The 22881-nt window shown below is 62.9% G+C and carries 21 protein-coding genes and 1 tRNA gene; 7 read left to right on the forward strand and 15 right to left on the reverse strand.

What is annotated here, in order from left to right:
• Positions 1 to 157: 157 nt before the first annotated feature.
• Both CHB77_RS10560 and CHB77_RS10565 read left to right on the forward strand, forming a co-directional pair.
• Positions 158 to 760, forward strand: coding sequence for a hypothetical protein (locus CHB77_RS10560; protein WP_176430332.1), 603 nt, complete (start codon positions 158 to 160; stop codon positions 758 to 760).
• Positions 757 to 1626: a glycosyltransferase family 2 protein gene (locus CHB77_RS10565; RefSeq protein ID WP_242626615.1), complete on the forward strand. Its 870-nt coding sequence runs from the start codon at positions 757 to 759 to the stop codon at positions 1624 to 1626. Before CHB77_RS10560 ends, CHB77_RS10565 begins: the two co-directional genes overlap by 4 nt.
• Before the next feature lie 111 nt (positions 1627 to 1737).
• Here CHB77_RS10565 and CHB77_RS10570 read toward each other — a convergent pair whose 3' ends face one another.
• From CHB77_RS10570 to CHB77_RS10600, 7 genes are all read right to left on the reverse strand, one after another.
• Positions 1738 to 3960, reverse strand: a complete 2223-nt coding sequence (locus CHB77_RS10570) for an NADP-dependent isocitrate dehydrogenase (protein ID WP_089388168.1) — start codon at positions 3958 to 3960, stop codon at positions 1738 to 1740.
• Positions 3961 to 4077: 117 nt separating this feature from the next.
• Positions 4078 to 4902 carry a sulfite exporter TauE/SafE family protein gene (locus CHB77_RS10575; RefSeq protein ID WP_089388169.1) on the reverse strand — a complete coding sequence of 275 codons (825 nt, stop codon included), beginning with the start codon at positions 4900 to 4902 and terminating at the stop codon, positions 4078 to 4080.
• Positions 4903 to 4953: 51 nt separating this feature from the next.
• Positions 4954 to 5643: a fumarylacetoacetate hydrolase family protein gene (locus tag CHB77_RS10580; RefSeq protein WP_207303041.1), complete on the reverse strand. Its 690-nt coding sequence runs from the start codon at positions 5641 to 5643 to the stop codon at positions 4954 to 4956.
• Between the two features lie 17 nt (positions 5644 to 5660).
• The gene (locus CHB77_RS10585; RefSeq protein ID WP_089388171.1) at positions 5661 to 6413 is read right to left on the reverse strand and encodes an ABC transporter permease; all 753 of its coding nucleotides are present in this window, start codon (positions 6411 to 6413) and stop codon (positions 5661 to 5663) included.
• A gap of 6 nt (positions 6414 to 6419) precedes the next feature.
• Positions 6420 to 7229, reverse strand: coding sequence for an ABC transporter ATP-binding protein (locus tag CHB77_RS10590; protein ID WP_089388172.1), 810 nt, complete (start codon positions 7227 to 7229; stop codon positions 6420 to 6422).
• Between the two features lies 1 nt (position 7230).
• Positions 7231 to 8046, reverse strand: a complete 816-nt coding sequence (locus CHB77_RS10595) for an ABC transporter permease (RefSeq protein WP_176430333.1) — start codon at positions 8044 to 8046, stop codon at positions 7231 to 7233.
• Positions 8047 to 8056: 10 nt separating this feature from the next.
• On the reverse strand, positions 8057 to 8986 hold the full coding sequence (locus tag CHB77_RS10600) for an ABC transporter substrate-binding protein (protein WP_242626616.1): 930 nt from the start codon (positions 8984 to 8986) through the stop codon (positions 8057 to 8059).
• A 277-nt stretch (positions 8987 to 9263) separates the two neighbouring features.
• Here CHB77_RS10600 and CHB77_RS10605 point away from each other — a divergent pair, with 277 nt between their 5' ends.
• On the forward strand, positions 9264 to 9941 hold the full coding sequence (locus tag CHB77_RS10605) for a FadR/GntR family transcriptional regulator (protein ID WP_089388175.1): 678 nt from the start codon (positions 9264 to 9266) through the stop codon (positions 9939 to 9941).
• Positions 9942 to 10371: 430 nt separating this feature from the next.
• Here the strand turns inward: CHB77_RS10605 and CHB77_RS10610 are convergent.
• The 4 genes from CHB77_RS10610 to phaC form a co-directional block, all read right to left on the reverse strand.
• Positions 10372 to 10461, reverse strand: a tRNA-Ser gene (locus CHB77_RS10610).
• 38 nt (positions 10462 to 10499) lie between these two features.
• Positions 10500 to 11108, reverse strand: a complete 609-nt coding sequence (phaR, locus tag CHB77_RS10615) for a polyhydroxyalkanoate synthesis repressor PhaR (protein ID WP_089388176.1) — start codon at positions 11106 to 11108, stop codon at positions 10500 to 10502.
• 143 nt (positions 11109 to 11251) lie between these two features.
• On the reverse strand, positions 11252 to 11713 hold the full coding sequence (locus CHB77_RS10620; RefSeq protein ID WP_089388177.1) for a Phasin: 462 nt from the start codon (positions 11711 to 11713) through the stop codon (positions 11252 to 11254).
• A gap of 198 nt (positions 11714 to 11911) precedes the next feature.
• The gene (phaC, locus tag CHB77_RS10625) at positions 11912 to 13696 is read right to left on the reverse strand and encodes a class I poly(R)-hydroxyalkanoic acid synthase (protein ID WP_242626622.1); all 1785 of its coding nucleotides are present in this window, start codon (positions 13694 to 13696) and stop codon (positions 11912 to 11914) included.
• A gap of 436 nt (positions 13697 to 14132) precedes the next feature.
• Between phaC and phaZ the strand changes: the two genes are divergently transcribed.
• Both phaZ and CHB77_RS10635 read left to right on the forward strand, forming a co-directional pair.
• On the forward strand, positions 14133 to 15467 hold the full coding sequence (gene phaZ / locus CHB77_RS10630; protein WP_089388248.1) for a polyhydroxyalkanoate depolymerase: 1335 nt from the start codon (positions 14133 to 14135) through the stop codon (positions 15465 to 15467).
• 63 nt (positions 15468 to 15530) lie between these two features.
• A complete protein-coding gene (locus tag CHB77_RS10635; RefSeq protein ID WP_089388179.1) occupies positions 15531 to 16010 on the forward strand; it encodes a pyridoxamine 5'-phosphate oxidase family protein in 480 nt (159 codons plus the stop codon).
• Here CHB77_RS10635 and CHB77_RS10640 read toward each other — a convergent pair whose 3' ends face one another.
• Both CHB77_RS10640 and CHB77_RS10645 read right to left on the reverse strand, forming a co-directional pair.
• Positions 16011 to 16964 carry an alpha/beta hydrolase gene (locus CHB77_RS10640; RefSeq protein WP_089388180.1) on the reverse strand — a complete coding sequence of 318 codons (954 nt, stop codon included), beginning with the start codon at positions 16962 to 16964 and terminating at the stop codon, positions 16011 to 16013.
• Complete coding sequence (locus tag CHB77_RS10645) at positions 16951 to 17691, reverse strand: alpha/beta fold hydrolase (protein ID WP_089388181.1); 741 nt, start codon at positions 17689 to 17691, stop codon at positions 16951 to 16953. Before CHB77_RS10645 ends, CHB77_RS10640 begins: the two co-directional genes overlap by 14 nt.
• Positions 17692 to 17810: 119 nt before the next feature.
• Here CHB77_RS10645 and thrS point away from each other — a divergent pair, with 119 nt between their 5' ends.
• Positions 17811 to 19757 carry a threonine--tRNA ligase gene (thrS, locus tag CHB77_RS10650; protein ID WP_089388182.1) on the forward strand — a complete coding sequence of 649 codons (1947 nt, stop codon included), beginning with the start codon at positions 17811 to 17813 and terminating at the stop codon, positions 19755 to 19757.
• Positions 19758 to 19963: 206 nt separating this feature from the next.
• Positions 19964 to 20170 carry a cold-shock protein gene (locus CHB77_RS10655; RefSeq protein ID WP_089388183.1) on the forward strand — a complete coding sequence of 69 codons (207 nt, stop codon included), beginning with the start codon at positions 19964 to 19966 and terminating at the stop codon, positions 20168 to 20170.
• 386 nt (positions 20171 to 20556) lie between these two features.
• On the opposite strand, the gene CHB77_RS10660 is transcribed toward CHB77_RS10655, so the two are convergent.
• Both CHB77_RS10660 and CHB77_RS10665 read right to left on the reverse strand, forming a co-directional pair.
• Positions 20557 to 21219 carry a LuxR C-terminal-related transcriptional regulator gene (locus tag CHB77_RS10660; protein ID WP_089388184.1) on the reverse strand — a complete coding sequence of 221 codons (663 nt, stop codon included), beginning with the start codon at positions 21217 to 21219 and terminating at the stop codon, positions 20557 to 20559.
• On the reverse strand, positions 21209 to 22630 hold the full coding sequence (locus tag CHB77_RS10665; protein ID WP_089388185.1) for a sensor histidine kinase: 1422 nt from the start codon (positions 22628 to 22630) through the stop codon (positions 21209 to 21211). The genes CHB77_RS10660 and CHB77_RS10665 overlap by 11 nt, the downstream gene beginning before the upstream one ends.
• Positions 22631 to 22881: the final 251 nt, after the last annotated feature.

Consider the following 22881-nt stretch of genomic DNA (forward strand, 5'->3'; position numbering starts at 1 on the left):
AAATAAGCCTCAGGGCGGCGTGATTCAACCGGATTTGCACATTCGGCCGCAGGGAATCCCAAAAGGATCGCATTCACGACGCCATCAGCCGCCTTTTCGGCGCCTTTGCGCTGTGACATAGCTGCGGGCAACCGACACTCTGCAAGGACTGCCCGCTATGCGCATTCTTCTGGCCCTGATCGCCGTGCTTGTTCTGGGATTTGGCGGCTGGTGGGTCTGGCAGGGCGACCGCCCGGCCCCGGCGGCACAAGCGCCCGCAACCGCCCCCGTCCCTCAGACAGACGCCACGGCCGATTCCGCCGAGGCAACGGACGCCGCAGCCGATGCCGCAGCCGATGCCGCAGCCGTTGCGGCCGATGTCGCTGCCGAAGCTGCCCAGGCATCCGAAGACAGCGGCGTGGCGCCCGCCAGCGACGCGGCCGCCGAGGCGGAGGCTGCGGCCGAGGCCGCCCTGACCGCCGCCGACCGGGCTGCGGATGCCGCGGCGGGCACGGACCCTGCCCCGCAGGATGCCGCGACGGCCGCAAACGCCGCCGCCGCCGCCACCGACAAGGCCGCCAGCGCCGCCGCTGCCGCCATGCGCATCCAGTCCGCCCTGACGCCCGAAGGTTACGATCCGGTGCAGGTCAACCGGATCATCGACGATGCCGCCATCGGCGATCTTCAAAAGGCCACCTTGAAACGGCTGGTCGAAACGGCCGGCGGCAATCCTGCCCTGCTGCGGCAGGCGCTCGATCAGGTCAAGGCCGTGATGCCGTGACGCCCCATCCGCCGCTGGCCGCTTTCCTGGCCTCGCGTCCGGCGGTGCTGAAGCGCGGCCCGATCGCGGTCATTCTGGTCGAGGATGACGCCGTGGTGTCCGAAACCCTGCGCCATCATGTCGGGCTGGGCTTTCGTCATATCCTTGCCTTGTCGCCCGATGCCCTGTCGCTGTCCGAGGATCTGCTCTCTCGGGTCACGAACCTGCGCTGGAACACGCGCGATCCGCTGGCCCATCAAGGTGCCCTGAACGCCATCATTCCAACGGTGCCCGCAGGAACCTGGATGTATTACGGCTACAACGCCGAATTCCTGTTCTTTCCGTTTTCGGAAACGCGCAGCATCGGTGAACTTCTGGCTTTTCACGCCGAGGAACGGCGCGACGCCATGCTGACCTATGTGATCGATCTTTATTCGCCCGACATCGTACGCAATCCCGATGCCGTCGATATATCCGATGCGATGCTGGATCGGACCGGCTACTTTGCGCTTGGCCGCAACGCACCGGACGGCACCCCCCTGGATCGGCAGTTGGATTTCCACGGCGGCCTGCGCTGGCGGTTCGAGGAACATGTCGCCCCGGCCAACCGCCGGATTGACCGGATCAGCCTGTTCCGCACAGCCGCGAACCTGCGCATCCAGGCGGATCACCGCTTTGACGTCCAGGAATACAACACCTATTCCTGCCCGTGGCATCACAACCTGACTGCCGCCATCGCATCGTTCCGCGCCGCAAAGGCGCTAGCGACCAATCCTGGGTCGCGCGAGGCCATCGACACCTTTTGCTGGCGCGGTTCCCTGCCGTTCGAATGGCGCGCCGGTCAACTGATGGATCTGGGCCTGATGGAGCCGGGCCAGTGGTTCTAGCCCCCGGAACCCCGCGTCCGGCATCGCCTGCGTCGATCCGGCGGGCGATGCGCTTGTCGTCGTCGGCCGTCACGCGGTGCGTCGCGTCCCGCGTGACGGTCGGATCGCCGTTCAGCCGATGATCCGTGCAAACGTGGCCGAGGGTCGCATCACGGCCTCGGTCTTGGCCGGATCGGTGTGGTAGTAGCCGCCCAGATCGGCGGGCTTGCCTTGGCTTTCGGCCAGTTCCGCCAGGATCCGGTCTTCGTTCCCCTCCAAGGCCTTGGCGATCGGGGCGAAATGGGCGGCCAGCCCGGCATCCTCGGTCTGGGCCGCCAAGGCCTGCGACCAGTACAGCGCGAAATAGAAATGGCTGTCGCGGTTGTCGGTCTGGCCGACCTTGCCCAGGGGCGATCGGTTGTTGTCCAGCACCCCTTGGGTGGCCACGTCCACGGCGTTGCCCAGGACGCGGGCCTTGGCGTTGCCTTTGGCTTCGGCCAGAAATTTCAGACTCTCGCCCAAGGCGCAGAATTCGCCCAGCGAATCCCAGCGGAGGTGGTTTTCCTCGATGATCTGCTGGACATGCTTGGGGGCCGAACCGCCGGCGCCGGTTTCGAACAGCCCGCCGCCGTTCATCAGCTTGACGATGGACAGCATCTTGGCGCTGGTGCCCAGTTCCAGGATCGGGAACAGGTCGGTCAGGTAATCGCGCAGGACGTTGCCGGTGATGGCGATCGAGTTTTCGCCCTTGCGAATCGTTTCCAGCGTCAGCCGGGTCGCCTCGCGCGGGGCGAGGATCTGGAACCGGTCGGCCACGCCCTCGGCCTTCAGGATCGGCGTGACGTGCTTGATAAGCTCGGCGTCATGGGCGCGACCGGCATCCAGCCAGAAGATCGCCTGACAGCCCTCGGCCTTTTGCCGAGAAATCGCCAGCCTCACCCAGTCCTCGATCGGCGCCTGCCGGGTCGAGGCCGCGCGCCAGATGTCGCCCGCCTGGACCCTGTGCTGGTGCAGCACATCGCCGTTGGCCAACACGATCCGCACCGTACCGTCCTGCGGAATCTCGAAGGTGGTGGGGTGCGATCCGTATTCCTCGGCCTTTTGGGCCATCAGGCCGACGTTCTGCACCGTGCCCGCGGTGGACGGATCCAGGGCGCCGGTTTCCTTGAAATAGCGGACCGATTCTTCATAGACGGCGGCATACGAACTGTCGGGGATCACGCAGTTCGTGTCCGCTGCCTTGCCGTCAGGCCCCCACCCCTTGCCGCCTGCGCGCAAAAGCGCCGGGATCGAGGCGTCGATGATGACGTCCGACGGGACGTGCAGGTTGCTGATGCCCTTGTCGGAATTGACCATGTACATCGGCGGGCGATCCGCCAGGACCGCGTCGATCTCGGCCCGGATCGCCTGGCCGTCGGGCATGTCGGCCACGCGTTCCAGCAACGTGCCCAAGCCCGAATTGGGGTTCACCCCCGCCGCCTCCAGGGCGGGGCCGTGCTTGTCGAACACGGGCTTGAGGAACTGCTTGACCGCATGGCCGAAGATGATCGGGTCCGACACCTTCATCATCGTCGCCTTGAGATGGATCGAAAACAGGACGCCATCGCGTTTCGCGGCCTCGATCTGCTCGGCCAGGAACGCGTCCAGGGCCTTGGCCGACATGAAGGTGGCGTCGACCACGGTGCCCGCCGGATAGCTGACGCCGTCCTTCAGCACGATGACGGATCCGTCCGCCCCCACCAGCTCGATCCGCGCCTTGCCCGCCTGCGCCTCGGACAGGGTGGCCGAGATTTCGTTGGACCGGAAATCGTTGCCGGACATGGTGGACACCGATGTCTTGCTGTCGGCGGACCAGGCACCCATCGAATGGGGGTTGGCCTTGGCATAGTTCTTGACAGCGACGGCCGCGCGGCGGTCCGAATTGCCTTCGCGCAGGACCGGGTTCACCGCCGATCCCTTGATCGCGTCATAGCGGGCGCGAATCCCTTTTTCGTCGTCCGTCTCGGGGTCTTCGGGATAATCGGGAATGTCATAGCCCTGCGCTTGCAGTTCCTTGACGGCGGCGACCAGCTGGGGGACGGACGCGCTGATGTTGGGCAGCTTGATGACGTTGGCCGACGGCGTCTTGACCAGTTCCCCCAGTTCGGCCAGGTCATCGGACTGCCGTTGCTGATCGGTCAGCTTTTCGGGAAACGCCGCGATGATCCGCCCGGCCAACGAAATGTCCCGCGTCCCCACCGTCACCCCGGCCGCCGAGGCAAAGGCCCGGATGATCGGCAAGAGCGAAGCCGAGGCGATCTGCGGAGCTTCGTCGACCGTCGTATAGATGATGTCGGGGGCGTTCGGATCAGCCATGTCGTGAACCTGTCTTTCTGAATGTGGATGCCGGTGCTGGCCGGGCCATAGCAGAGGATGTAGCCGCCGTCAGGGGCCGACTGCAACCACAGCGCATTTCGGTGGTGGCTTGCGGCCTTAACCCAGCACGTCGGCCAGCATCTTGATGGACGTGATCGCAAGGAAAACCCCGAAGGCCTTGCGCAGATGCGCGGGCGCGATGGTGTGGGCGGCGCGCGCACCCATCGGCGCGAACCACATGCTGGTCACGACGATGGCCGCCAGCGCCGCCAGGTTCACATAGCCCAGCGACAGGGGCGGCAGCCCTTCGCGGCCGAAGCCGTTGAAGATGTATCCCAGCGTTCCGGGCAGCGCGATAATCAGCCCCACGACCGAGGCGGTGCCCACGGCGCGGCGCACGGGATAGCTGAAGACGCTGAGAACCGGGACCGTCAGCGTTCCCCCGCCAATCCCCATCAGCGTCGAGATGGTGCCGATCCCGGTGGCCATGCCAGCCTGCGCGTGACGGGACGGCAGGGTCGCAAGGGGATGCCAGCCTTCGCGGGTGAACAGCATATAGACGGCCACGATGGCCGCGACCACACCGAACACCCCGGTCAGCAGCGTACCGGGTGCATAGCGGGCGATCAGGACGCCGATCAGCACGCCTGCGGCCACGAACGGCGCCCACCACCGCAGCAGCGCGGTGTCCACGGCGCCCCGCGCGCGATGCGTGCGGATCGACTGGATCGATGTCGGGATGATCGTGGCCAGCGACGTGCCCACCGCGATATGGGCGCGCAGCGCCATGTCAACGTCGAAGGCAGCCAGGACGTAATACATGACCGGCACGATGATGATGCCGCCGCCGACGCCAAGCAATCCGGCAAGATAGCCCGACAGGCAGCCGCTGACCGCCAGCGCGAACGTAAAGGTGGTCACAAGCGTCAGGGACAGGGGCATCGGGTTCTCCGGCAGCGGACATGCGACCCCCGGAGGGGCCGCGACGGTGGGTCAGACCACCTTGACGGTGATCTCGTCCACGCCCTCGACATGACCGGTCATCACATCGCCGCGCACCACGGCGCCGACGCCCGCCGGGGTTCCCGCAAAGATCACGTCGCCCGGACGCAGTTCGAACAGGCGCGACAGATAGGCGATCATTTCAGGCACTTTCCAGATCATCTGGTTCAGATCGCCCTGCTGGCGCGGTTCGCCGTTCACCTCGACCCGGATGGCGCCCTGCGTGGGATGTCCCACCTCGGACACGGGATGGATGACCGAACAGGGGGCCGATGCCTCGAAGGACTTGCCGGTTTCCCATGGGCGGCCCATCTTCTTGGCCTGGCCCTGAAGATCGCGCCGGGTCATGTCCAGCCCGACGCCGTAACCGAACACGCAGTCCAGCGCCTTGTCCAGCGGGATGTCGGTGCCGCCCGATTTCAGCGCCACGACCAGTTCGATCTCGTGATGCACATCGCTGGTTTCGGTCGGATAGGGAAAATCCTGACCCGGCGGCACGATGGAATCGGGATTCTTCTGGAAAAAGAACGGCGGCTCCTTGTCGGGATCGTGGCCCATCTCGATGGCATGGTCGGCAAAGTTGCGGCCAACGCAATAGATGCGGCGCACCGGGAACAGCTTGTCGGTGCCGGCCACGGGAATCGTGGGCGTCGGCTCGGGCACAAAGACATAATCGGCCATCTTGCTCATTTCGTTCATCATCTCGCTCCTGCGTAATACTCGATGCGTTTTTCCGCATTTTCCACCAGCGCCGACAGCACCATCGCCGCGGCGAACAGAACCAGTGTCAGCGCCCAGAACCGTTCCATGTCGAAACTGCGGGAATACAGTTCGAACAGTTCGCCGTAACCGATCACCGCAACCAGAATCTGGCCGATGACCACCCCCTTGACGCCCCGGATCACCCCGATGCGGATCCCTGCAAGAATCTCGGGCAGCGCCGAGACCAGGATGATCTTGCGCATGATCGTGGCCTGCGAGGCGCCATAGGACCGCGCCATGTCGATCAGCGACGGCGGCACCTGCATGACGCCCGCGCGGGCGTCCAGCACGATGATCCAGACGGCGAACAGGAACACCGTGACGACGATCGTCGCCTCGCCCATGCCGAACAGGATCATCAGCACCGGCACCAGCGCGGACAGGGGCGCGCTGACGAAGATGTTCACCCACAGGCCGAAGATGTTGTCGATGATCTTGACCCGCCCCATCATCACGCCCAGCGGCACGCCGATGCCGATGGCCAGGGCCATGCCGATCACGAATGACCGGATCGTGACCCAGGTGGCGTTCTGCCAGGAATTCGTCTGCACCAGGTCGACGCCCGCGGCGAGGATCGCGCTCATCGGGGGGATCAGGAAAATGACGTCCATCCTGCCGACGATTTCCCAGACCAGCGCCCAGACGATCAGCGAGGCCATCATGGGAATGCGGTATCCGAACAGGGTCATGGCCGGTCACTCCGCATAATGGCGCAGGCTTTGCCAGATCTCCTCGACCACGTCGAGATAGCCTGGATCGCGCCGGATGTCGTCGGGATCGGCGGTGCGGTCGATGCGGGGATCGATGATGTTCGACACCCGGCCCGGACGGGGCGACAGCAGCACGATCCGGTCCGAAACATAGACCGCCTCCTCGATCGAATGGGTGACGAAGATAAAGGTCTTGCGCTCCATCTCGACCAGCCGCAGCAAATCCTCCTGAAACTTGCGGCGGTTCTGCTCGTCCACAGCCGAAAAGGGTTCGTCCAGCAGCAGCACGTCGGCGTTGACCGCGAAGGCCCGCGCGATGCCGACCCGCTGGCGCATCCCGCCCGACAGTTCATGGGGATACTTGTCCTCGAAGCCCTGAAGTCCGACCTCCTCGATATAGCGGCGGGCTATGCGGTTGCGCTCGGCCGCGGCCAAGCCCTTCAGTTCCAGCCCGAAGCCCACGTTGCGCAGCACGGTGGCCCAGGGCATCAGGGCAAAATCCTGGAACACGAACGCGCGTTCCGGCCCCGGCCCGGTCACGGCACGGCCGTTGACGACGATCTGCCCCGAGGTCGCGGGCACCAGCCCGGCGATGATCTTCAAAAGCGTGGTCTTGCCGCACCCCGACGGACCCAGAAGGGTCGTCAGCTTGCCGCGTTCGAATTGCAGGTCAATGCTGCGCAGCGCCTCGACGGTGCCGTAATGCTTCGAGATCGTCTCGACCCGGACGACGGGGTCGCTGGTCACGACGCTGGCGGGATCGAATTCGTCCTTGGACAAGGCTTGGACGCTCATCTCAGCTCCTCCTTTTTTCGGGGCGCATGACGTTCGTTTCGAACCATTGCAGCGCGGCCAGCGTCAAGGTCGAGGCCGCGATGATGGCCGCGACGGCGGCGTACATGTGCGCATAGTTCGCGACCGAACGGTGATAGGTGATAAGATCGCCGATCCCGGTGGGCGTAATCAGCAGTTCGGCCAGCATGACGCCGATGAACCCTGCCGCCACGCCCAGCCGCAGGCCCGCGAACAGCACAGGCGAGGCGTCGGGAATGATGATCTTGAAGATCTGCTGCCGGCGGTTGCCCTGGAACGACCGGCACATGTCCACCAGCGACGGGTTCACATGCCGCACCGCCTTGTAGGAATTCAGCACGATCACCGGCAGGGCCAGCATGATGACGGCCAGCGTCTTGGCCACCAGCCCGATGCCGTAAACGAACGTCACCAGCGGCACCAGCGCCGCCATGGGCGCGGCCTGCAACACGATGAACACCGGCGCCAGCAGCCATTCCATCCGATCCGACAGGCCCATCACGATGCCCAGCGCAATCCCCAGCAAGGCCGACACGGCGACGCCCAGCACCAAGGGTTGCAGGGTCAGGAAAAACGCGCGGATCATCGATCCGTCTCCGACCATTTCGAAAAAGGCAGCCAGCGTGTCCAGGAACGTCGGAAAGGCAAAGCTGATCGGAACCCGGCCCGCGATTTCCCAGGCGGTGAACAGAACCAGCAGCGACAGGACGACCCAGAAGGACCGGCGCCGTTCGGCGAACAGGCGCAGCGCCTGTCCCGTGGTGGCCGCAGGGGCCACCACCTTCGCATCCTGTGACATGACGCTCATCTCACTGGGTTCCGATCTTGTCCAGAACGCCGTCCAGGACGCTGAGATCCCAGAAGTCCTCGACCTTCAGATCCTCGGCATTGCCTTCAAGCGCGCCCGAGGCCGTGTAGAAGGCGAAATCGCCCTTGGCCGCCGCCTCGCCGCCGCCATTCATGGGCAAGGCGTCCTTCATGCCCGAATAATAAGGTTCGATATCGGCCAGCATCTCGGGCGTGGCATCCGGCAGCAGGTTGTACTGGTCCCGCAGTCTGGCGACCACGGTGGGATCGGCCGCGATCTCGCGCCAAGTGGTCACGATGGCCTCGACCAGCGCGGACACGTCCTCGGGGTTTTCGGCCAGGTATTCCGTGTTGGCGAACATCGCCTCGTCAGTGGCCTCCACCCCGTCCAGCGGCAGGAAGGCAAACCGGTCGGGCGCCTCGGATTCCAGGATCCGCTTGCCCGATGAATCGACAATGGTGGCCTTGATGTTGCCCTGCAACAGCGCGCCGGTGCGCACCTCGGCGCCGGGAACATAGGCGATGCTGGAATATTCGATGCCTTGCTTGTCGGCCATCATCTGCATGATCGCCTCGGTTCCCGAACCCCGCGAATGGACCGCGATTTCCTGCCCGTCCAGATCCGCCCAGGTCTTGTAGAATTCGGTGTTCACGACGGGATACATCTGCAACTCGCTCAGTTGCAGGAAGATGCGGATCGGCGCCTTGACCTTTTGCAACAGGGCATAAGGCCCCCCGATGCCGATGTCCGCTTGTCCGCTGACCACCGCCTGCGCGGCGATGTCCTCGCTTTTCAGGAAGGTCGGCTCGATCTCGACCCCCTGTTCCTTCGCCCGCTCCATCGCGATCAACAGGCCGAGTGTTTCGATCGTGGCGATATCGCCAAAGGCGATGCGCATCGGCTCGGCGGACGCCGCAGCCGGCACGGCCATGGACAGCGCCAGTGCGGAAACAACGGCCCGACGCCGAAACCTGTCAGCAACAAATCCCATTTTCGCTCCTCCCCAGGAAGGGCTCCTCCAAGCCCAATGCAAAACCAATGCTGACATTGATTTAAGATTGGGTCAATACAGTTAACAAAAAGTTTTTCCCTATAATATTATTTCCATTATTTTACAGTATTTTATGCGAAGAAGTAGGGTTACAGATGCCGGTTGACTTCGCGATTAAGAATCACGATGCTGAACCAATGAAACGATTGGTTTGAAAATGCAGCAGATTCATGTGACCCCTCTGGACAAGTTGCGCGCCTATCTGGAAGCCGCTGACCTGGGTGACGACGGGCGCCTGCCGCCCGAACGCGAACTGGCCGAGACGCTGGACATGGGGCGGACCGTGCTGCGCAAGGCCCTTGCGACCCTGCAAGGACAGGGGGTCGTGTGGCGCCATGTCGGCAAAGGCACCTTTGTCGGCGAACGACCGCTGGAAAGCATTCGCGACATCAATGCGCTTGTGCTGCGGACCAACCCGACCGAGGTCATGGCAGCCCGCCTTGCCTTTGAACCCGAGATCGCGCGCCTTGCCGCCGCGAATGCCACCGGCGGACAGATCAACGACCTGCGGGCCTGTGCCCAGAAATGCCGTCAGGCGCCGACTTGGCGGCAATACGAACATCACGACAATCGGCTGCATCGCGCGTTGGGGGAAGCCACGCAGAATTCCCTGTTGCTGGGCTTGCTTGACACCATAACGACCGTCCGACGCGCCGTGACCTGGGGCCGCCACCGAGACAACCCCGCCCGCCCGCCGCGCGACCACCACAGCTTCGAACAACACGACCGCATCGTCGAAGCCGTTGCCGCGCGCGACGGGCAGGCTGCCGCGGACGCCATGCGCACGCACCTGCGAACAGTCGAACAGAACCTGCGCGATAGCCTGGGATATTGAGGCTGCCGGGGCGGCCCCTTGTCAAACCACGGAACAGCGGCCGTTCGACCCTCCACGTCTTGCGACTCAGGCCTTGCGATCCGGTGACGATGCGCCTTGGGACCGCGCAACCGAACTGGAGTCGTGACGCTGGTTGGCAGCAAGACGGCGACGCGCGAGAGGAACGCCTGTCGAGAGTCCCAGACCAGGAAAGTGTCCCCCGATGATTCTGCCCGGCCGGCCGACCGCCCGCTTTCCCACGGGTTCAACTTCCCTGACGCCTCTGGCGTAGCCGGCCATATCATCAAAATATGAAATCCGCGCCCGTCAGACCCCGAAGTTTATTCTTTGCAGGGAACCGTTCCGAGGAACCGAGCACAGTCTCGGCTTAAGCAGGCAACCTGGGTGATCCTTGCCTTCCGACTTGGGCAATCAAACGATGATGTGTTCCTGGCGGACAGTGAGGGATTCGAACCCTCGAGACGGTTCCCCGCCTACACACTTTCCAGGCGTGCGCCTTCGACCACTCGGCCAACTGTCCGTGGGCGCGGTCTAGCTTGTGTCCGCGGCCTGCGCAAGTCAGAGCTTCGAGATACGCTGCTGGAGTTCCGCAAGCTGGCGACGGATTTCGGCCATGTCCTCGGTCCCGTCGGATCCAGCGGGTTTGCGAACCTGTTTCCGGGGCGCCGATGCCTCGTCGGCCTTATCGGCCGCATCACCGTCGCCGGGTTCGGGGCCAGACGAGGCGGTCCATCCACCCATCATCGCCTTGAGAAAGGCCTGTTGCTGCCGGTGCATCGTGTCAAAGCCGGGGACACGGGCCATCGGATGCGGCATCACCGCCATGTTTTCCATCAGCTTGGACTGGCTTTCCCGCAGCATCTGGAAACTGGCCGCAAGGAACTGCGGCACGACCGAATGGGCACTGGTCGCATAGCTGCGAACCAAGTCCGTCAGCACGTCGATGGGCAGGACGTTTTCGCCTCGACCCTCGTGTTCGGCAATAATTTGAAGCAGATACTGGCGGGTCAGATCGTCGCCGGACTTGAGGTCCACGATCTTCACATCGCGGCCGCCGCGAATAAAGGCGGCGATATCCTCGAGCGTGACGTAGTCGCTGGTTTCTGTGTTGTAAAGCCGCCGGCTGGCATAGCGTTTAACCAGCAGCGGAGCGGACGTTCCGGCCATGTCGGACCTCGGACAAGCGATTTCCGCCATGATGGATGCTGCATCCGCAAAACGCAAAGAAAAATTCCGCGCCCGCCATGAACATCAAAACAAACGAAAAAGGGGCGCAAGCGCCCCTTTTCCAAAATCCGTTCGGATGCCGATCACTTCGCGGCAGAAGTCGCGGTCGAGGTCGCCTTCTTAACGGCGGCCTGGGTGTCGCGCACAGCCGATTCCGTCACGTTGCGGGCCTCGGCGGCAACGTCCTTGCCGGCGGTCAGCATCAGGTCCACGGTGTCCATCTGAACCTTTTTCGCCACTTCGGCATAGGCGGCCATGTGCTCGGCGGCCACTTCGGCGGACGACGAAGCGAAGTCGCTGAACGACTTGGCATAGTCGGACGGTTCCTGTTTGACAGCAGCCAGTTCGCCCATGCGGGCGATGGTGTCCTTGGCCCACTGGGCCGAGATCTCGGTCGAACGCTCGGCTGCGGCCAAGGCAACGCGAGCCAGCTTCTCGCCCAAGGCATTCTGGGACTTGAGAGCTTCCTGAACCGAGGAGGTGTCGATGGGGAAGTTGCCCATCATGTCCTGGAACGTCTTGGTGTAATCGGGGGTCTTTGCCATGTCAGTCACTCCTATCAGCGCAGCGGAAGGACATTTCGAGATGAGGGTTTCCGCAGCAAATCCGTTCTCGTGACGCCAAGATAAATGCTGCATCGCGGCATTTCAAGACTTTTATGCTGCGCCGCAGCAAAAAATTAACCAGTGCAAAGGGCGGGCGGGAAACGGGCGAACGCGCCGCAGTCTGCCGGTTTACCCCGCTCAGGCGGCCCGTTCGTGGACATAGTTTCCGGGCGCGGGATACAGCCCCTGCCCCGGATCGCGCGCCGGAACCATCCGTCCGGCCCGTTCCGCAAGCCATTCCCCCCAGCGGGGCCACCAGCTTCCTTTTGCGAACGACGATGATTCCTTCCACGACTGATGGCCATGGGTGAAATCGCTGCCGCCCATGTAATGCCCGTATTTCTTCTTCGACGGAGGGTTGACGATCCCCGCGATATGGCCGGATTCCGACAGGATGAAGGTCTTGTCCTTCGACCCCATCTGCGCAACGCCGGTCCAGCTGTCCTTCCACGGGGCGATGTGATCCGATTCGCAGGTCACGGCGCACAGCGGCACGGTCACGTCGGAAATATGCAGCTTGTGGCCCATCAGATCGAAGCCCTCGGCGGCAAAGGCATTCCGCTGGCACAGCCCCCGCAGGTACTGCATTGCCATCTTGCCAGGAAGGTTGGTGCTGTCACCGTTCCAATACAGAAGATCGAAGGCCGGCGGCATCTCGCCCATCATGTAGCTGCGGATCGCCGGACCCCAGACCAGATCATTGGGGCGCAGAAAGCTCATGGTGCGCGACATCAGCTTGGCGCGCAGAAGGCCATGCCGCTCGACCTCGTCGGCGATGCCGTTCACGAAATCGTCTTGCAGAAAGCTGACGAATTCCCCCTGGTCCGAAAAATCGGTCAGCGTCGTGAACAGCGTGGCCGAATTGACACGGTCGTCGCCGCGCTGTTTCAACAGCGCCAAGGTCAGCGACAGGGTGGTGCCGGCGATGCAATAGCCGACGACATTCAGCCTGGGCTGCGCAGTCAGGTCGCGCACCCGGTCCATCGCATCCAGATAGGCGGAAACGTAATCCTCCATCCCGACGTCGGCAAAGCTGGCGTCGGGGTTTCGCCAACTGACGATGAACAGCGTGTGTCCCTGTTCGACCAGCCATTTGACAAGGCTGTTCTGAGGCTTGAGGTCCAGAATGTAGAACTTGTTGATCCATGGCGGGAACACCAGCAGCGGAACCTCGTGGACCTGTTCCGTCGCGGGCTTGTACTGGATCAGTTCGTACAGCGGCGTGCGGTGGACGACGACGCCGTCCGACGTGCCGATATTTTCGCCCACCGTGAAAGCGTCGCGGTCGGCCAGGGACACCACGATGTCGCCGCCGTTGCGTTCCACGTCGCGGACCAGGTTTTCCAGCCCCTTGACCAGACTCTCGCCTTCGGTCTGGATCGCCCGCTCCAACGCATCGGGATTGGTCGCCAGAAAATTGGTCGGCGCCATCATGTCCACGATCTGGCTGGTCAGCCAGTCGATGCGGCGGCGGGCGGTGTCGTCGGGCAATTGCAGGTTTTGGGTGGCATCCTTCAGGGCCTTGGCGTTGATAAGGTACTGCCGCTTGACGAAGTTGAAATACGGGTGGCTCTGCCACAGCGGATTGGAAAACCGCTTGTCCAAGGATGCGTCGTCATGGTCAGCGGCCGCCTGCCCCCGCGCCACCGCCATCTGCACGTTTGCATAATTCTTGAGGGTATCGCCCCAGTAATTGACCTGGGTTTCCAGAACGCGGGCAGGCTGTTCGGAGAGGGTCTTCATCCAGGCGTTCGCGGCGGTCATCAGCAGATCCGGCCCAGGCGCCTCGATCCCCGGATTGGGCATAGGCCGGGTTGACAGCGCCGACATCAGCCGCTTGCCCAGGGTCTCGATCCGTTCGATGTTCTCGGCCAGTTTCCTGGCGGTCGCCTTGGATGACCCCTGGGCCAGGGCATCGGCCATGGCCTGGGGCGCACGCCCCCCCTCGGCAGCCGATCCCGACCGGGTCGAAGCCACCTGGTCAAGCTGCACCTCGGGCGAGGCGACCGCGGGGGCGTTGTCGGGCGACGGGGCGGCATCGGCGGCGGGATCCGATGGCGGGGCCGATTCTGCCACAGCGCGTCGTTTTCGCGGGGCCGCCGAGGCAGGTTTGCCCGATGTTTCAGGGGTGGGCCTGACCGGCTTTCCGGTTGTTTCCTTTTCGCCACCCGCGCGGGCAGCTTTCTTGCCGCCAGATCCTGCGCTTCTTGCCATGATCCAGGTTCCCCCCTATTACCCCATGGAATGATATGCGCAGGACGGGAAATGCGCAAACACGGGTTTTTGGAACCGGATTGCCGTGTCCCGCCTTCCGTCATGCCACAGCCGCGAAAGGTAGCCTCCTGTGACGATCAAGGGTATCAAGGGCATCGTATCCTATGACGCGATGGAGACCATTCGGAACACCAACGAATGGATGGGCGCATCGGCCCGCGCCATCGCGTCCTATCCGGTCTTCGCGCTGAACCCGCACCCGATCTTCAAGCTGATGAGCGCGTGGGGCCGCGTGACGGAACGCAGCTTCGCCCGCATGGTCCTCAAGCCCGATTGGGAAATCCCGCCCATTGCGGGCGATCAGGGCCAGGATCACATCGTCTATGTGGAACCCGTGATGAAGCGGCCGTTCGGCGATCTGGTCCATTTCCGCGTCGCCCGGCGCGAAGTCCTGCCCCGCAAGGTTCTGCTGATCGCGCCCATGTCCGGCCACTATGCGACCCTGATGCGGTCCACCGTCACCTCGCTGCTGCCCGATTGCGAGGTTTACGTAACCGACTGGCACAATGCCCGCGACATTCCCGTCAGCCAGGGCAAGTTCGACATCGAGGATTACACCCAGTATCTGGTCGACTTCATGCGCCACCTGGGACCGGACACCAACGTCATCGCCGTCTGCCAGCCCGCGCCCCTGGCCCTGGCCGCGACCGCCATCCTGGCCGAGGACGACCCCGCGTCCCAGCCCCGCACACTGACGCTGATCGGCGGCCCGGTCGATCCCGACGCCGCCGCGACCGAGGTGACGGATTTCGGCAACCGCATGACCATGGGCGAACTGGAGCATACCGTCATCCAGTCGGTCGGCTTCAAGTATCGCGGCGCCGGGCGGATGGTCTATCCCGGTCTGGCGCAGCTGTCGTCCTTTATCGCCATGAACGCCGAAACCCACGCCCGCGCCTTCATGGACAAGATCTGGGCCGATGCGCGGGGAACCGGGTCCGAAGGCGACAAGCACAACAAGTTCTACGATGAATATCTGGCGGTCATGGACATGACGGCCGAATTCTACCTTTCCACCGTCGAGCGTATCTTCAAGAACCTTGAAATTGCGCGCAACCAGTTCGTTGTGAGCGGGCGCCATGTCGATATCGGCAAGATCAGCGACGTGGCCATCATGACGGTCGAGGGGGCCAACGACGATATTTCGGCCCCCGGTCAATGCGTCGCGGCCCTGGATCTGTGCACGGGCGTTCCCGACGTGAAAAAGGTGCAGCACCTTGAACCCGGTGCAGGCCATTACGGCATCTTCGCGGGCAAGTCATGGCGGCTGAACATCCGCCCTCTGGTTCTGGACTTTATCGACGACAACATGAATGTCCCGGATTCGATAAAGCCGAAGAAGCGCCGCACACGCGGGGGCGCGGCGGCCGATTGCGGCGCATCCGATCCGATCAGCGACAACAGCAAGATCGCCGTATAGGAACCGCCGTCACGATTGCCCGTTAGGGTTCCGATGCCGCATCACGCGGCCAAGGGGGACATTATGACTGTCGACAAGCATTCCGAAACTTTCTGGGATCGTCTGGACGACATCAATTCGGGCATGTTGGGGCTTGCCGAAGACCCGCGGCTGGTGCCGATGTCCCATTACGCCGAACCCGAAGCGAAGGTGTTGTGGTTCATTACCGCCAAGGGAACCGATCTGGCCAAGGCCGTGTCCGATGGTGCAAAACCGGCCGTCCATGTCGTCAGCGATGCGGCCGAGGGACTGTATACAAGCATTCACGGTCAGTTGTCGCTGTCGAATGACGATGCCAAGCTGGATGACCTGTGGAACGCCGTCGCATCCAGCTGGTTCGAGGAAGGCAAGCGCGATCCCGATGTCCAGTTGATGCGGTTCGACCTGACCGACGCCGAGGTGTGGGCGACGGGCGGCAAGCTGTCCTTCATCTACGAGATTGCCAAGTCCAAGGTGACGGGGCAAAAGCCGGACATGGGCGAACACTTCAGTCTCACCTTCTGATTACCGGATCTGCCGGATCCAGTCGCCGATGGTCGAGGCCAGGCTTGCGGTCATCCCAGGCGACAGCGCCTCTCCGGCAAGGATATGGGCGTCGGGATCGTCATTTCGTCCTGGCGCCGTCTTGACGACCGTGACGGGCCCGCCCCAGGCGGCGGCGGTCCTGGCCGTTCCGCGATAGTCGACGATCAGATCCGCGTCCGACCAGATGAACAGGGCAGGCTGGGTCGCGTTTTCGTATGTCCTGCGCCGCGCCGTTCGTACCAGCACACCAACCGGCAGAGCGGCCGACACCGGATAGCAATGGGTCCACCGTGCCCGGTGCATGTCGCTGCGCGTCGCAAAGCAGCGCGTCGGATCGCCCAGCAAGCGCAGGATGTGGCGCGCAAACGGCAGGTCCAGCATCCATGCGCCCCGCGCTCTCAGCCCGAAATTGGGGGAAACCAGGATGATCCCGTCCATGTGCTTGCCCATCTGTGGATCGCGCGCCGCCAAGGCTGCCAGCGTGGCCCCGGTCGATGTGCCCAGGACGATCACACGCCGCCCCATGCCGCGTGCGATGGCCAGCCCCTGCACCACATCGCGCCACCAATCGCCGGCACGGGCCGCGGCAAGTTCATCGCCGCCCTGCCCATGACCTTGCAACCGGATCGCCAGCAGGTTGGCGCCCAGGCTGCGGGCCAGATCCTCGGGCAAAGGACGCAATTCGGCGGGGCTGGCGGAAAAGCCGTGGACATACAGGATCGCCAGATCCGCGACCTGCCCCGGCTGACCCGCCCATTGCAGATAGGACGCGACCTCGGACCGGATCCCCGCCTCTCGCCTGTTCAGCCAGACCTGGGGATCGGCGGGCCGGTCAACGTCCACGGCGTCGGTGCGCAGCCTGTCGCGCGGTCCGAATATCCACAGCAACACCAGCGAGGCCAGCAGTCCGGAGGCCAGCCTAGGCCAGAACATCGTCGATGGCCCGCCCGATCAGCGTCAGACATTCCGGCGTCGAAAAACGATGGTCCGCCTTCTTGACCAGCGTCAGCCGCATGTCGTCGCCTGTGGCATGATCCAGCAGTCGCATCGCCCAGTCGATTGGCACGTCGGGATCCGCCGTGCCTTGCAGCATCCGCACCGGGAACGGCAGCGGCAGCGGCCGATCCATCACAAGATGGTCGCGCCCGTCGTCGATCAGGCGCCGGGTGATGAGATAGGGTTGATCGCCGTAGTCGCTTGGCAAGGCCACGCTGCCTGTCGCCATCAGCGCCTGGCGCTGGGCGTCGTCGAAACCGACCCAGAACCCCTGTTCGGTGAAATCGGGCGCGGCGGCAATCGTCACCAGCCCTGCCACCTTCTGCGGCATTGTTCGCGCGATCAGCAGGGCGATCCATCCGCCCATGGACGATCCCACCAGCACCTGCGGCCCGTCGGTCAAGGCCTCGATCACGGATCGCGCGTCCTGGAACCAGTCGCCGATGCTGCCGTCCTGAAACGCGCCGCCGCTGGCGCCATGACCGGAATAATCGAACCGCAGAAAGGCCCGGTTCCGGTCTCGCGCCCAGTCGTCCAGCCAGACAGCCTTGGTTCCCGTCATGTCGGATCGGAATCCGCCCAGAAACACCACGCCCGGCCCCTGCCCGGCACGACGATGAAAGGCGATGCGCCGCCCGGCCAATGTCTCCAGATGATCGGTCATTCCTGTTCCTTTTCCATGGTCGCCGTCATCTTGACAGTTTTCCCGCCACCGTCCAATGGAGGGCACATATAACCCGCAGCCGGGCGTTCCGTGGGCGCCAAACCGACGAGGAGGACGACATGTCCCAGATTTCCCTCACGTTCCCCGATGGCCATGTGCGCGACTATCCCGCCGGCATCAGCGCCGCAGAGGTCGCCGAGAGCATCGCGCCCAGCCTGGCCAAGCGCGCGATCTCGGCCAGCCTGGACGGGCGGCATATCGACCTGGCCTGGCCCATTCAGACCGGCGGCGCGATCACCATCCACACCGCAAGGGACGAAGCCCCCGCCCTGGAACTGATCCGCCACGATTTCGCTCATGTAATGGCCCGCGCCGTGCAAGAGATCTGGCCGGGCGTGAAGGTCACCATCGGTCCCGTGCGCGATCAGGGCTGGTTCTACGACTTTGACCGCGCCGAGCCGTTCACGCCCGAGGATCTGGGCACCATCGAGGCAAAGATGAAGGAGATCATCAGCGCCCGCGATCCCGTCCGCACCGAGGTCTGGGACCGCGACCGCGCGATCGCCCATTACAAGGCCGCGAACGAACCCTTCAAGGTCGAACTGATCGACCGCATCCCCGCGGGCGAAGAACTGCGGATGTACTGGCACGGCGACTGGCAGGATCTGTGCCGGGGTCCGCATTTGCAGAACACCGGCCAACTGCCCGCCGACGCGTTCAAGCTGACCCATATCGCAGGCGCCTATTGGCTGGGCGACAGCACCCGGCCCATGCTGCAACGGATCTATGGCGTCGCGTTCCGAAACCGCGACGAACTGAAGGCCCACATGACCATGCTCGAGGAGGCCGCGAAACGCGACCACCGCAAGCTGGGCCGGGAAATGGATCTGTTCCACATGCAGGAGGAGGCGCCCGGACAGATATTCTGGCACCCGAACGGCTGGAACATCTATACGACCTTGCAGGATTACATGCGCCGCCGCCAGCGGACCGACGGTTACGTCGAGGTGAACACGCCCCAGGTCGTCAGCCGCAAGCTGTGGGAAGCGTCGGGTCACTGGGAGAACTATCACGACAACATGTTCATCGTCGAAGTCGACGAGGAGCACGCCAGGACCAAGACGATCAACGCCCTGAAGCCGATGAACTGCCCCTGCCATGTGCAAATCTTCAACCACGGCCTGAAATCCTATCGCGATCTGCCGCTGCGCATGGCGGAATTCGGGTCGTGCAACCGCTACGAACCCTCGGGCGCGCTGCACGGGATCATGCGGGTGCGCGGCTTCACCCAGGACGATGCCCACATCTTCTGCACCGAGGATCAGATCGAATCGGAAACCAGGAAGTTCATCGAATTCCTGGCGGCGATCTATGCCGATCTGGGCTTTACCGACTGGCGCATCAAGCTGTCCACGCGGCCGGAAAAGCGGATCGGATCCGACGAAAGCTGGGATCGGGCCGAAGCCGCCCTTAGCAATGCCTGCAAGGCCGCCGGGCACGACTATGAACTGTTCCCCGGCGAGGGCGCCTTCTATGGGCCGAAACTGGAATTCGTGCTGCGCGACGCCATCGGCCGCGACTGGCAATGCGGCACCTTGCAGGTGGACCCCAACCTGCCCGAACGGCTGGACGCCGAATATGTGGGCGCGGACGGCGGCAAGCACCGCCCGATCATGCTGCATCGCGCGGTCTTGGGCAGCTTTGAACGCTTCATCGGCATCCTGATCGAAAACAGCGCGGGCAAGCTGCCTTTCTGGCTGGCGCCCCGCCAGGTGGTCGTCGCCTCCATCGTGTCGGATGCCGATGCCTATGTGGCCGAGATCGTGGAGGCCCTGCGTGCGGCGGGAATCCGGGCCGAAGCCGATACCCGAAACGAAAAAATCAACTACAAGGTCCGGGAACATTCGGTAGCCAAGGTGCCCGCCATCCTTGCCATCGGCATGAAAGAGGTGGAAGATCGCACCGTATCGCTTCGACGCCTTGACCAGCAGGGCACACGCCTGCTGCCCTTGGCCGAGGCCGTCGCCATGCTGCAAGACGAAGCCACGCCGCCCGACCTGCGCTGAAAGGCGCCAAAGGCACCGGCTTGTTGCGCCCAGGCCCCTGTCTGCGCGCGTTTCCTGCTTGCCTTTCTTAACGATTCGGTCATCCTCTCAACTGCGTGAGCGAATGCCTTTCTACCGCCTCCCTTCATGGGCAGCCGGAATACCGAAAGCGGGCTGCACGGCCTGACGCAATCCTGCGCCAGGAGGACTTGAAGGAGAGAACGGTTATGGCGACCGGAACGGTGAAATGGTTCAACGCCACCAAAGGCTATGGCTTCATTGCCCCCGATGACGGTGGAAAAGACATCTTCGTCCACATCTCGGCGGTGGAACGCGCCGGGCTGACGGGCCTGAAGGACAACCAGAAGATCGCATACGAATTGCAGTCGGGCCGCGACGGCCGCGCCTCGGCCAGCGATCTGAAGCTGCTCTGATCCAGCTTTCAACGGTTGCGGAACGGCCCGTTCGCGGGCCGTTTTTCATGCGGCGCCCCCTTGCATGTGGTGACGAACGCAGGCGCTCGTTCCGACCGCCCTGCCGCACCTGATAGTGCCGGATAGACGGCCGCACTGCGGCGGCGGTTGCCTGAACCCTGGTATCGTTTCTTGGGCGGCCGCAAGGAACAGCATCCCAGGGACTAACCGCGTCCGCGGCGGATTGCACGCCGGCGGCCGTCATCGATGATGAACCCGGTCTCTGACATAAACACGTGCCGGGACAGGAATTTGGCAATGCAGTTTCCATATTGAAAATTGATGAATTCTTAACAGCGGTCCAATCTGTAGAGCCATCAATCATTCTTATGGCATATATGCCCTGACTAATGAACTGCGTCGGTTCTTCCATGCGTTTTTTGAGCGGCGTACAAAGCCACCTCTACCCGGTTCTTTGCATGCAGCTTCTTCATGATATTGGTCAAATAGTATTTTGCCGTCTTTTCACAGATATTCAGACTGTAGGCTATTTCCTTGTTGCTCATGCCCTTTGCCAGCAAGGCGAGGATCTGTTCCTCTCTGACGGCAAAAGCGATCCGCGCAGGCTCGTTCAGGGTCAGTGCTCTGCCCGATAGTTGGTCAAGAAGATGCCCCATCAGTTGCGGGGCCACGCAGTGTTCACCGGCCGCAGCGGCCTCGGAGCCCTTGATGAGGTCCGAGGCGCTTATACCCTTGAGAAGATATCCATGCACGCCCGCGCGGAACGCCCGGACCACGCATCCGATGTCCTCGACCACCGACAACACCACAATCCTGGTCGCCACTGGCTTTGCAAGGATCGTTTCTGCCGCTTCTATGCCGCCGCCTGGCAGATGCAGGTCCAGAAACAAAAGGTCTGGGGTCTTGTCGGCGACAAGCCTGATGGCATCGCTGGCCGACGCCCCTTCGCCAAGAACCTCAAACCTGCCGCTATTCTGCAATACATGGACAACACCTTGACGATACAGTGGATGATCGTCCACCACCGCTACGCCGATCTTAGACTGCATCTGGTTTCTCCATTTTCAGCGGCAGACGTGCCACAAGCTGGGTGCCACGTCGCGGCCAGCTGCTGACCGTCATTGTCCCATTCAGGCTTTCGAGGCGGTTCTTCAGACTGATGAGCCCAAGATGCGGGCTGCCATCGGAAACACGGCCTTTTGGCATCCCCGGCCCGCTGTCAGACACGGTGACCCGGATGAAATCCGTCTCGCCGACGACTGTGACGCGCTGACCGATGCCTTGTGCATGCCGAAAAGAGTTCGCAAGGCCTTCCTGGATGAAGCGACACACACAGATCCTGACCTGATCCGAACATTCGGTCGTCAGATTTTCACATACCAGCGTGACACTTGTGCCGGTTCTGGCCTCATGATTCCTGACCGTCGCTGCAAGGCAGTCCTCCAGGGTCCGTCCGCTGATGTCAGGCAAAAGCAGCCCTGCGGCAATGGCCCGCACGTCCCGCATGGCCTCTGCTATGGCGGTCCGGGCCTGCTCAAGGCTGGTCCTGTTCACCCCGCCCGCCCCATCGTCAAGCCTGAGAAGCGCAAGGCCGATCAATTGGGCGGGGCCATCATGCAGGTCCGCCCCCAAAGCCCGCAGGAACCTTTCATTCTCGTCAAAGACGTTCTGGGCGCCGCGCTCGATCTGAGTGCGCAGGGCTGTTTCGCGGGCAACAGCGCGCGAAAGCTGGTTGATTTGTTGACTCAACTGATCGCGCTGCTGATCGATGATCCTGCTGGCGCCATGCACCACCGCCAGGAACCCCAGGACATTGCATGACAAGATAAAGAACGTGAACATCCAGCTGTGCCGCTTTGCGATCGCGACGACATCCACCAGTTCCGCGGCATCCTCATAGAATTCTGCCACAGCGATAACCTTGCCCGTGTTCTGGTCATAGACGGGGGCGTAGACCTCGAAGATCGCGTCATGTTCACTGAATTCCGGGGCGCTTTCGGCCGAAGGTTCGTTGACCTCGGACGTGATCGCGCCTGCGAACGCGTTCAACAGGCTTTGGCTGGGCGCAAAACGCTTGCCTACCAGATCGCGACTGCTGCTATAGACGATGGTGCCGCTGCTGTTCCAGACCTTGATGGCCACGACATGCAGCCGCAGCGCCCCGCTGACAAGAAGGGCGTCCAGCTGGTCCCTTCTTTCCGCGCTGATCCGGTCGGATGACGCCAGTTCCTGCACCAGTGGCGACACCAGATCGCTGATATAGACCGATGCCACGCCCGAACTGCGCGACAGGATTCTGTTTTCAATGCTGCGCGAAACCCATCCGCCGATTGCAAAGGTGCTTGCGATGGCAAGAAACAGCGCCAATGTCGCAAAGCGGCAATCAAGGCTGAGACCCTTCCAGATTTTCAGCAGAGACCGATCGAACGGTCCAGCCGTCACTGCAGTATACAGGCTCATCTTGCACCACCTCTTGGAGGCGAAAATACCTTATCACGATTTCGGTTGGCGCAACGGGTTTCCTTGCTTGAAAGCCAGGCATTTATTCGAATTTAGTGAGCATCCGCAGTTTGTTACAACCTTCAAGCATGATCGTTTCCAACGCGCATGTCGGGGGTTGTAGGGAAAGCAGTCCCCGAGAATTTTAGTTTAGCCAAAAGTCCATGGCCCGGCCGGACCAAAGTCCATGACCATACAGCCTTTCAGTCCGG

The organism is Paracoccus sediminis (genome assembly GCF_900188295.1).
In the GTDB taxonomy this organism is placed as follows: Bacteria; Pseudomonadota; Alphaproteobacteria; order Rhodobacterales; family Rhodobacteraceae; genus Paracoccus; species Paracoccus sediminis.

Bases quoted from the DNA above. Each gene is read 5' to 3' on its own strand.
- CHB77_RS10560 (WP_176430332.1), top strand. From the start codon at position 158: ATGCGCATTCTTCTGGCCCTGATCGCCGTGCTTGTTCTGGGATTTGGC.
- CHB77_RS10570 (WP_089388168.1), bottom strand. From the start codon at position 3,960: ATGGCTGATCCGAACGCCCCCGACATCATCTATACGACGGTCGACGAA.
- CHB77_RS10575 (WP_089388169.1), bottom strand. From the start codon at position 4,902: ATGCCCCTGTCCCTGACGCTTGTGACCACCTTTACGTTCGCGCTGGCG.
- CHB77_RS10580 (WP_207303041.1), bottom strand. From the start codon at position 5,643: ATGGCCGATTATGTCTTTGTGCCCGAGCCGACGCCCACGATTCCCGTG.
- CHB77_RS10585 (WP_089388171.1), bottom strand. From the start codon at position 6,413: ATGACCCTGTTCGGATACCGCATTCCCATGATGGCCTCGCTGATCGTC.
- CHB77_RS10590 (WP_089388172.1), bottom strand. From the start codon at position 7,229: ATGAGCGTCCAAGCCTTGTCCAAGGACGAATTCGATCCCGCCAGCGTC.
- CHB77_RS10595 (WP_176430333.1), bottom strand. From the start codon at position 8,046: ATGTCACAGGATGCGAAGGTGGTGGCCCCTGCGGCCACCACGGGACAG.
- CHB77_RS10600 (WP_242626616.1), bottom strand. From the start codon at position 8,986: ATGGCCGTGCCGGCTGCGGCGTCCGCCGAGCCGATGCGCATCGCCTTT.
- CHB77_RS10605 (WP_089388175.1), top strand. From the start codon at position 9,264: ATGCAGCAGATTCATGTGACCCCTCTGGACAAGTTGCGCGCCTATCTG.
- phaR (WP_089388176.1), bottom strand. From the start codon at position 11,108: ATGGCCGGAACGTCCGCTCCGCTGCTGGTTAAACGCTATGCCAGCCGG.
- CHB77_RS10620 (WP_089388177.1), bottom strand. From the start codon at position 11,713: ATGGCAAAGACCCCCGATTACACCAAGACGTTCCAGGACATGATGGGC.
- phaC (WP_242626622.1), bottom strand. From the start codon at position 13,696: ATGGCCGATGCCCTGGCCCAGGGGTCATCCAAGGCGACCGCCAGGAAA.
- CHB77_RS10635 (WP_089388179.1), top strand. From the start codon at position 15,531: ATGACTGTCGACAAGCATTCCGAAACTTTCTGGGATCGTCTGGACGAC.
- CHB77_RS10640 (WP_089388180.1), bottom strand. From the start codon at position 16,964: ATGTTCTGGCCTAGGCTGGCCTCCGGACTGCTGGCCTCGCTGGTGTTG.
- CHB77_RS10645 (WP_089388181.1), bottom strand. From the start codon at position 17,691: ATGACCGATCATCTGGAGACATTGGCCGGGCGGCGCATCGCCTTTCAT.
- thrS (WP_089388182.1), top strand. From the start codon at position 17,811: ATGTCCCAGATTTCCCTCACGTTCCCCGATGGCCATGTGCGCGACTAT.
- CHB77_RS10655 (WP_089388183.1), top strand. From the start codon at position 19,964: ATGGCGACCGGAACGGTGAAATGGTTCAACGCCACCAAAGGCTATGGC.
- CHB77_RS10660 (WP_089388184.1), bottom strand. From the start codon at position 21,219: ATGCAGTCTAAGATCGGCGTAGCGGTGGTGGACGATCATCCACTGTAT.
- CHB77_RS10665 (WP_089388185.1), bottom strand. From the start codon at position 22,630: ATGAGCCTGTATACTGCAGTGACGGCTGGACCGTTCGATCGGTCTCTG.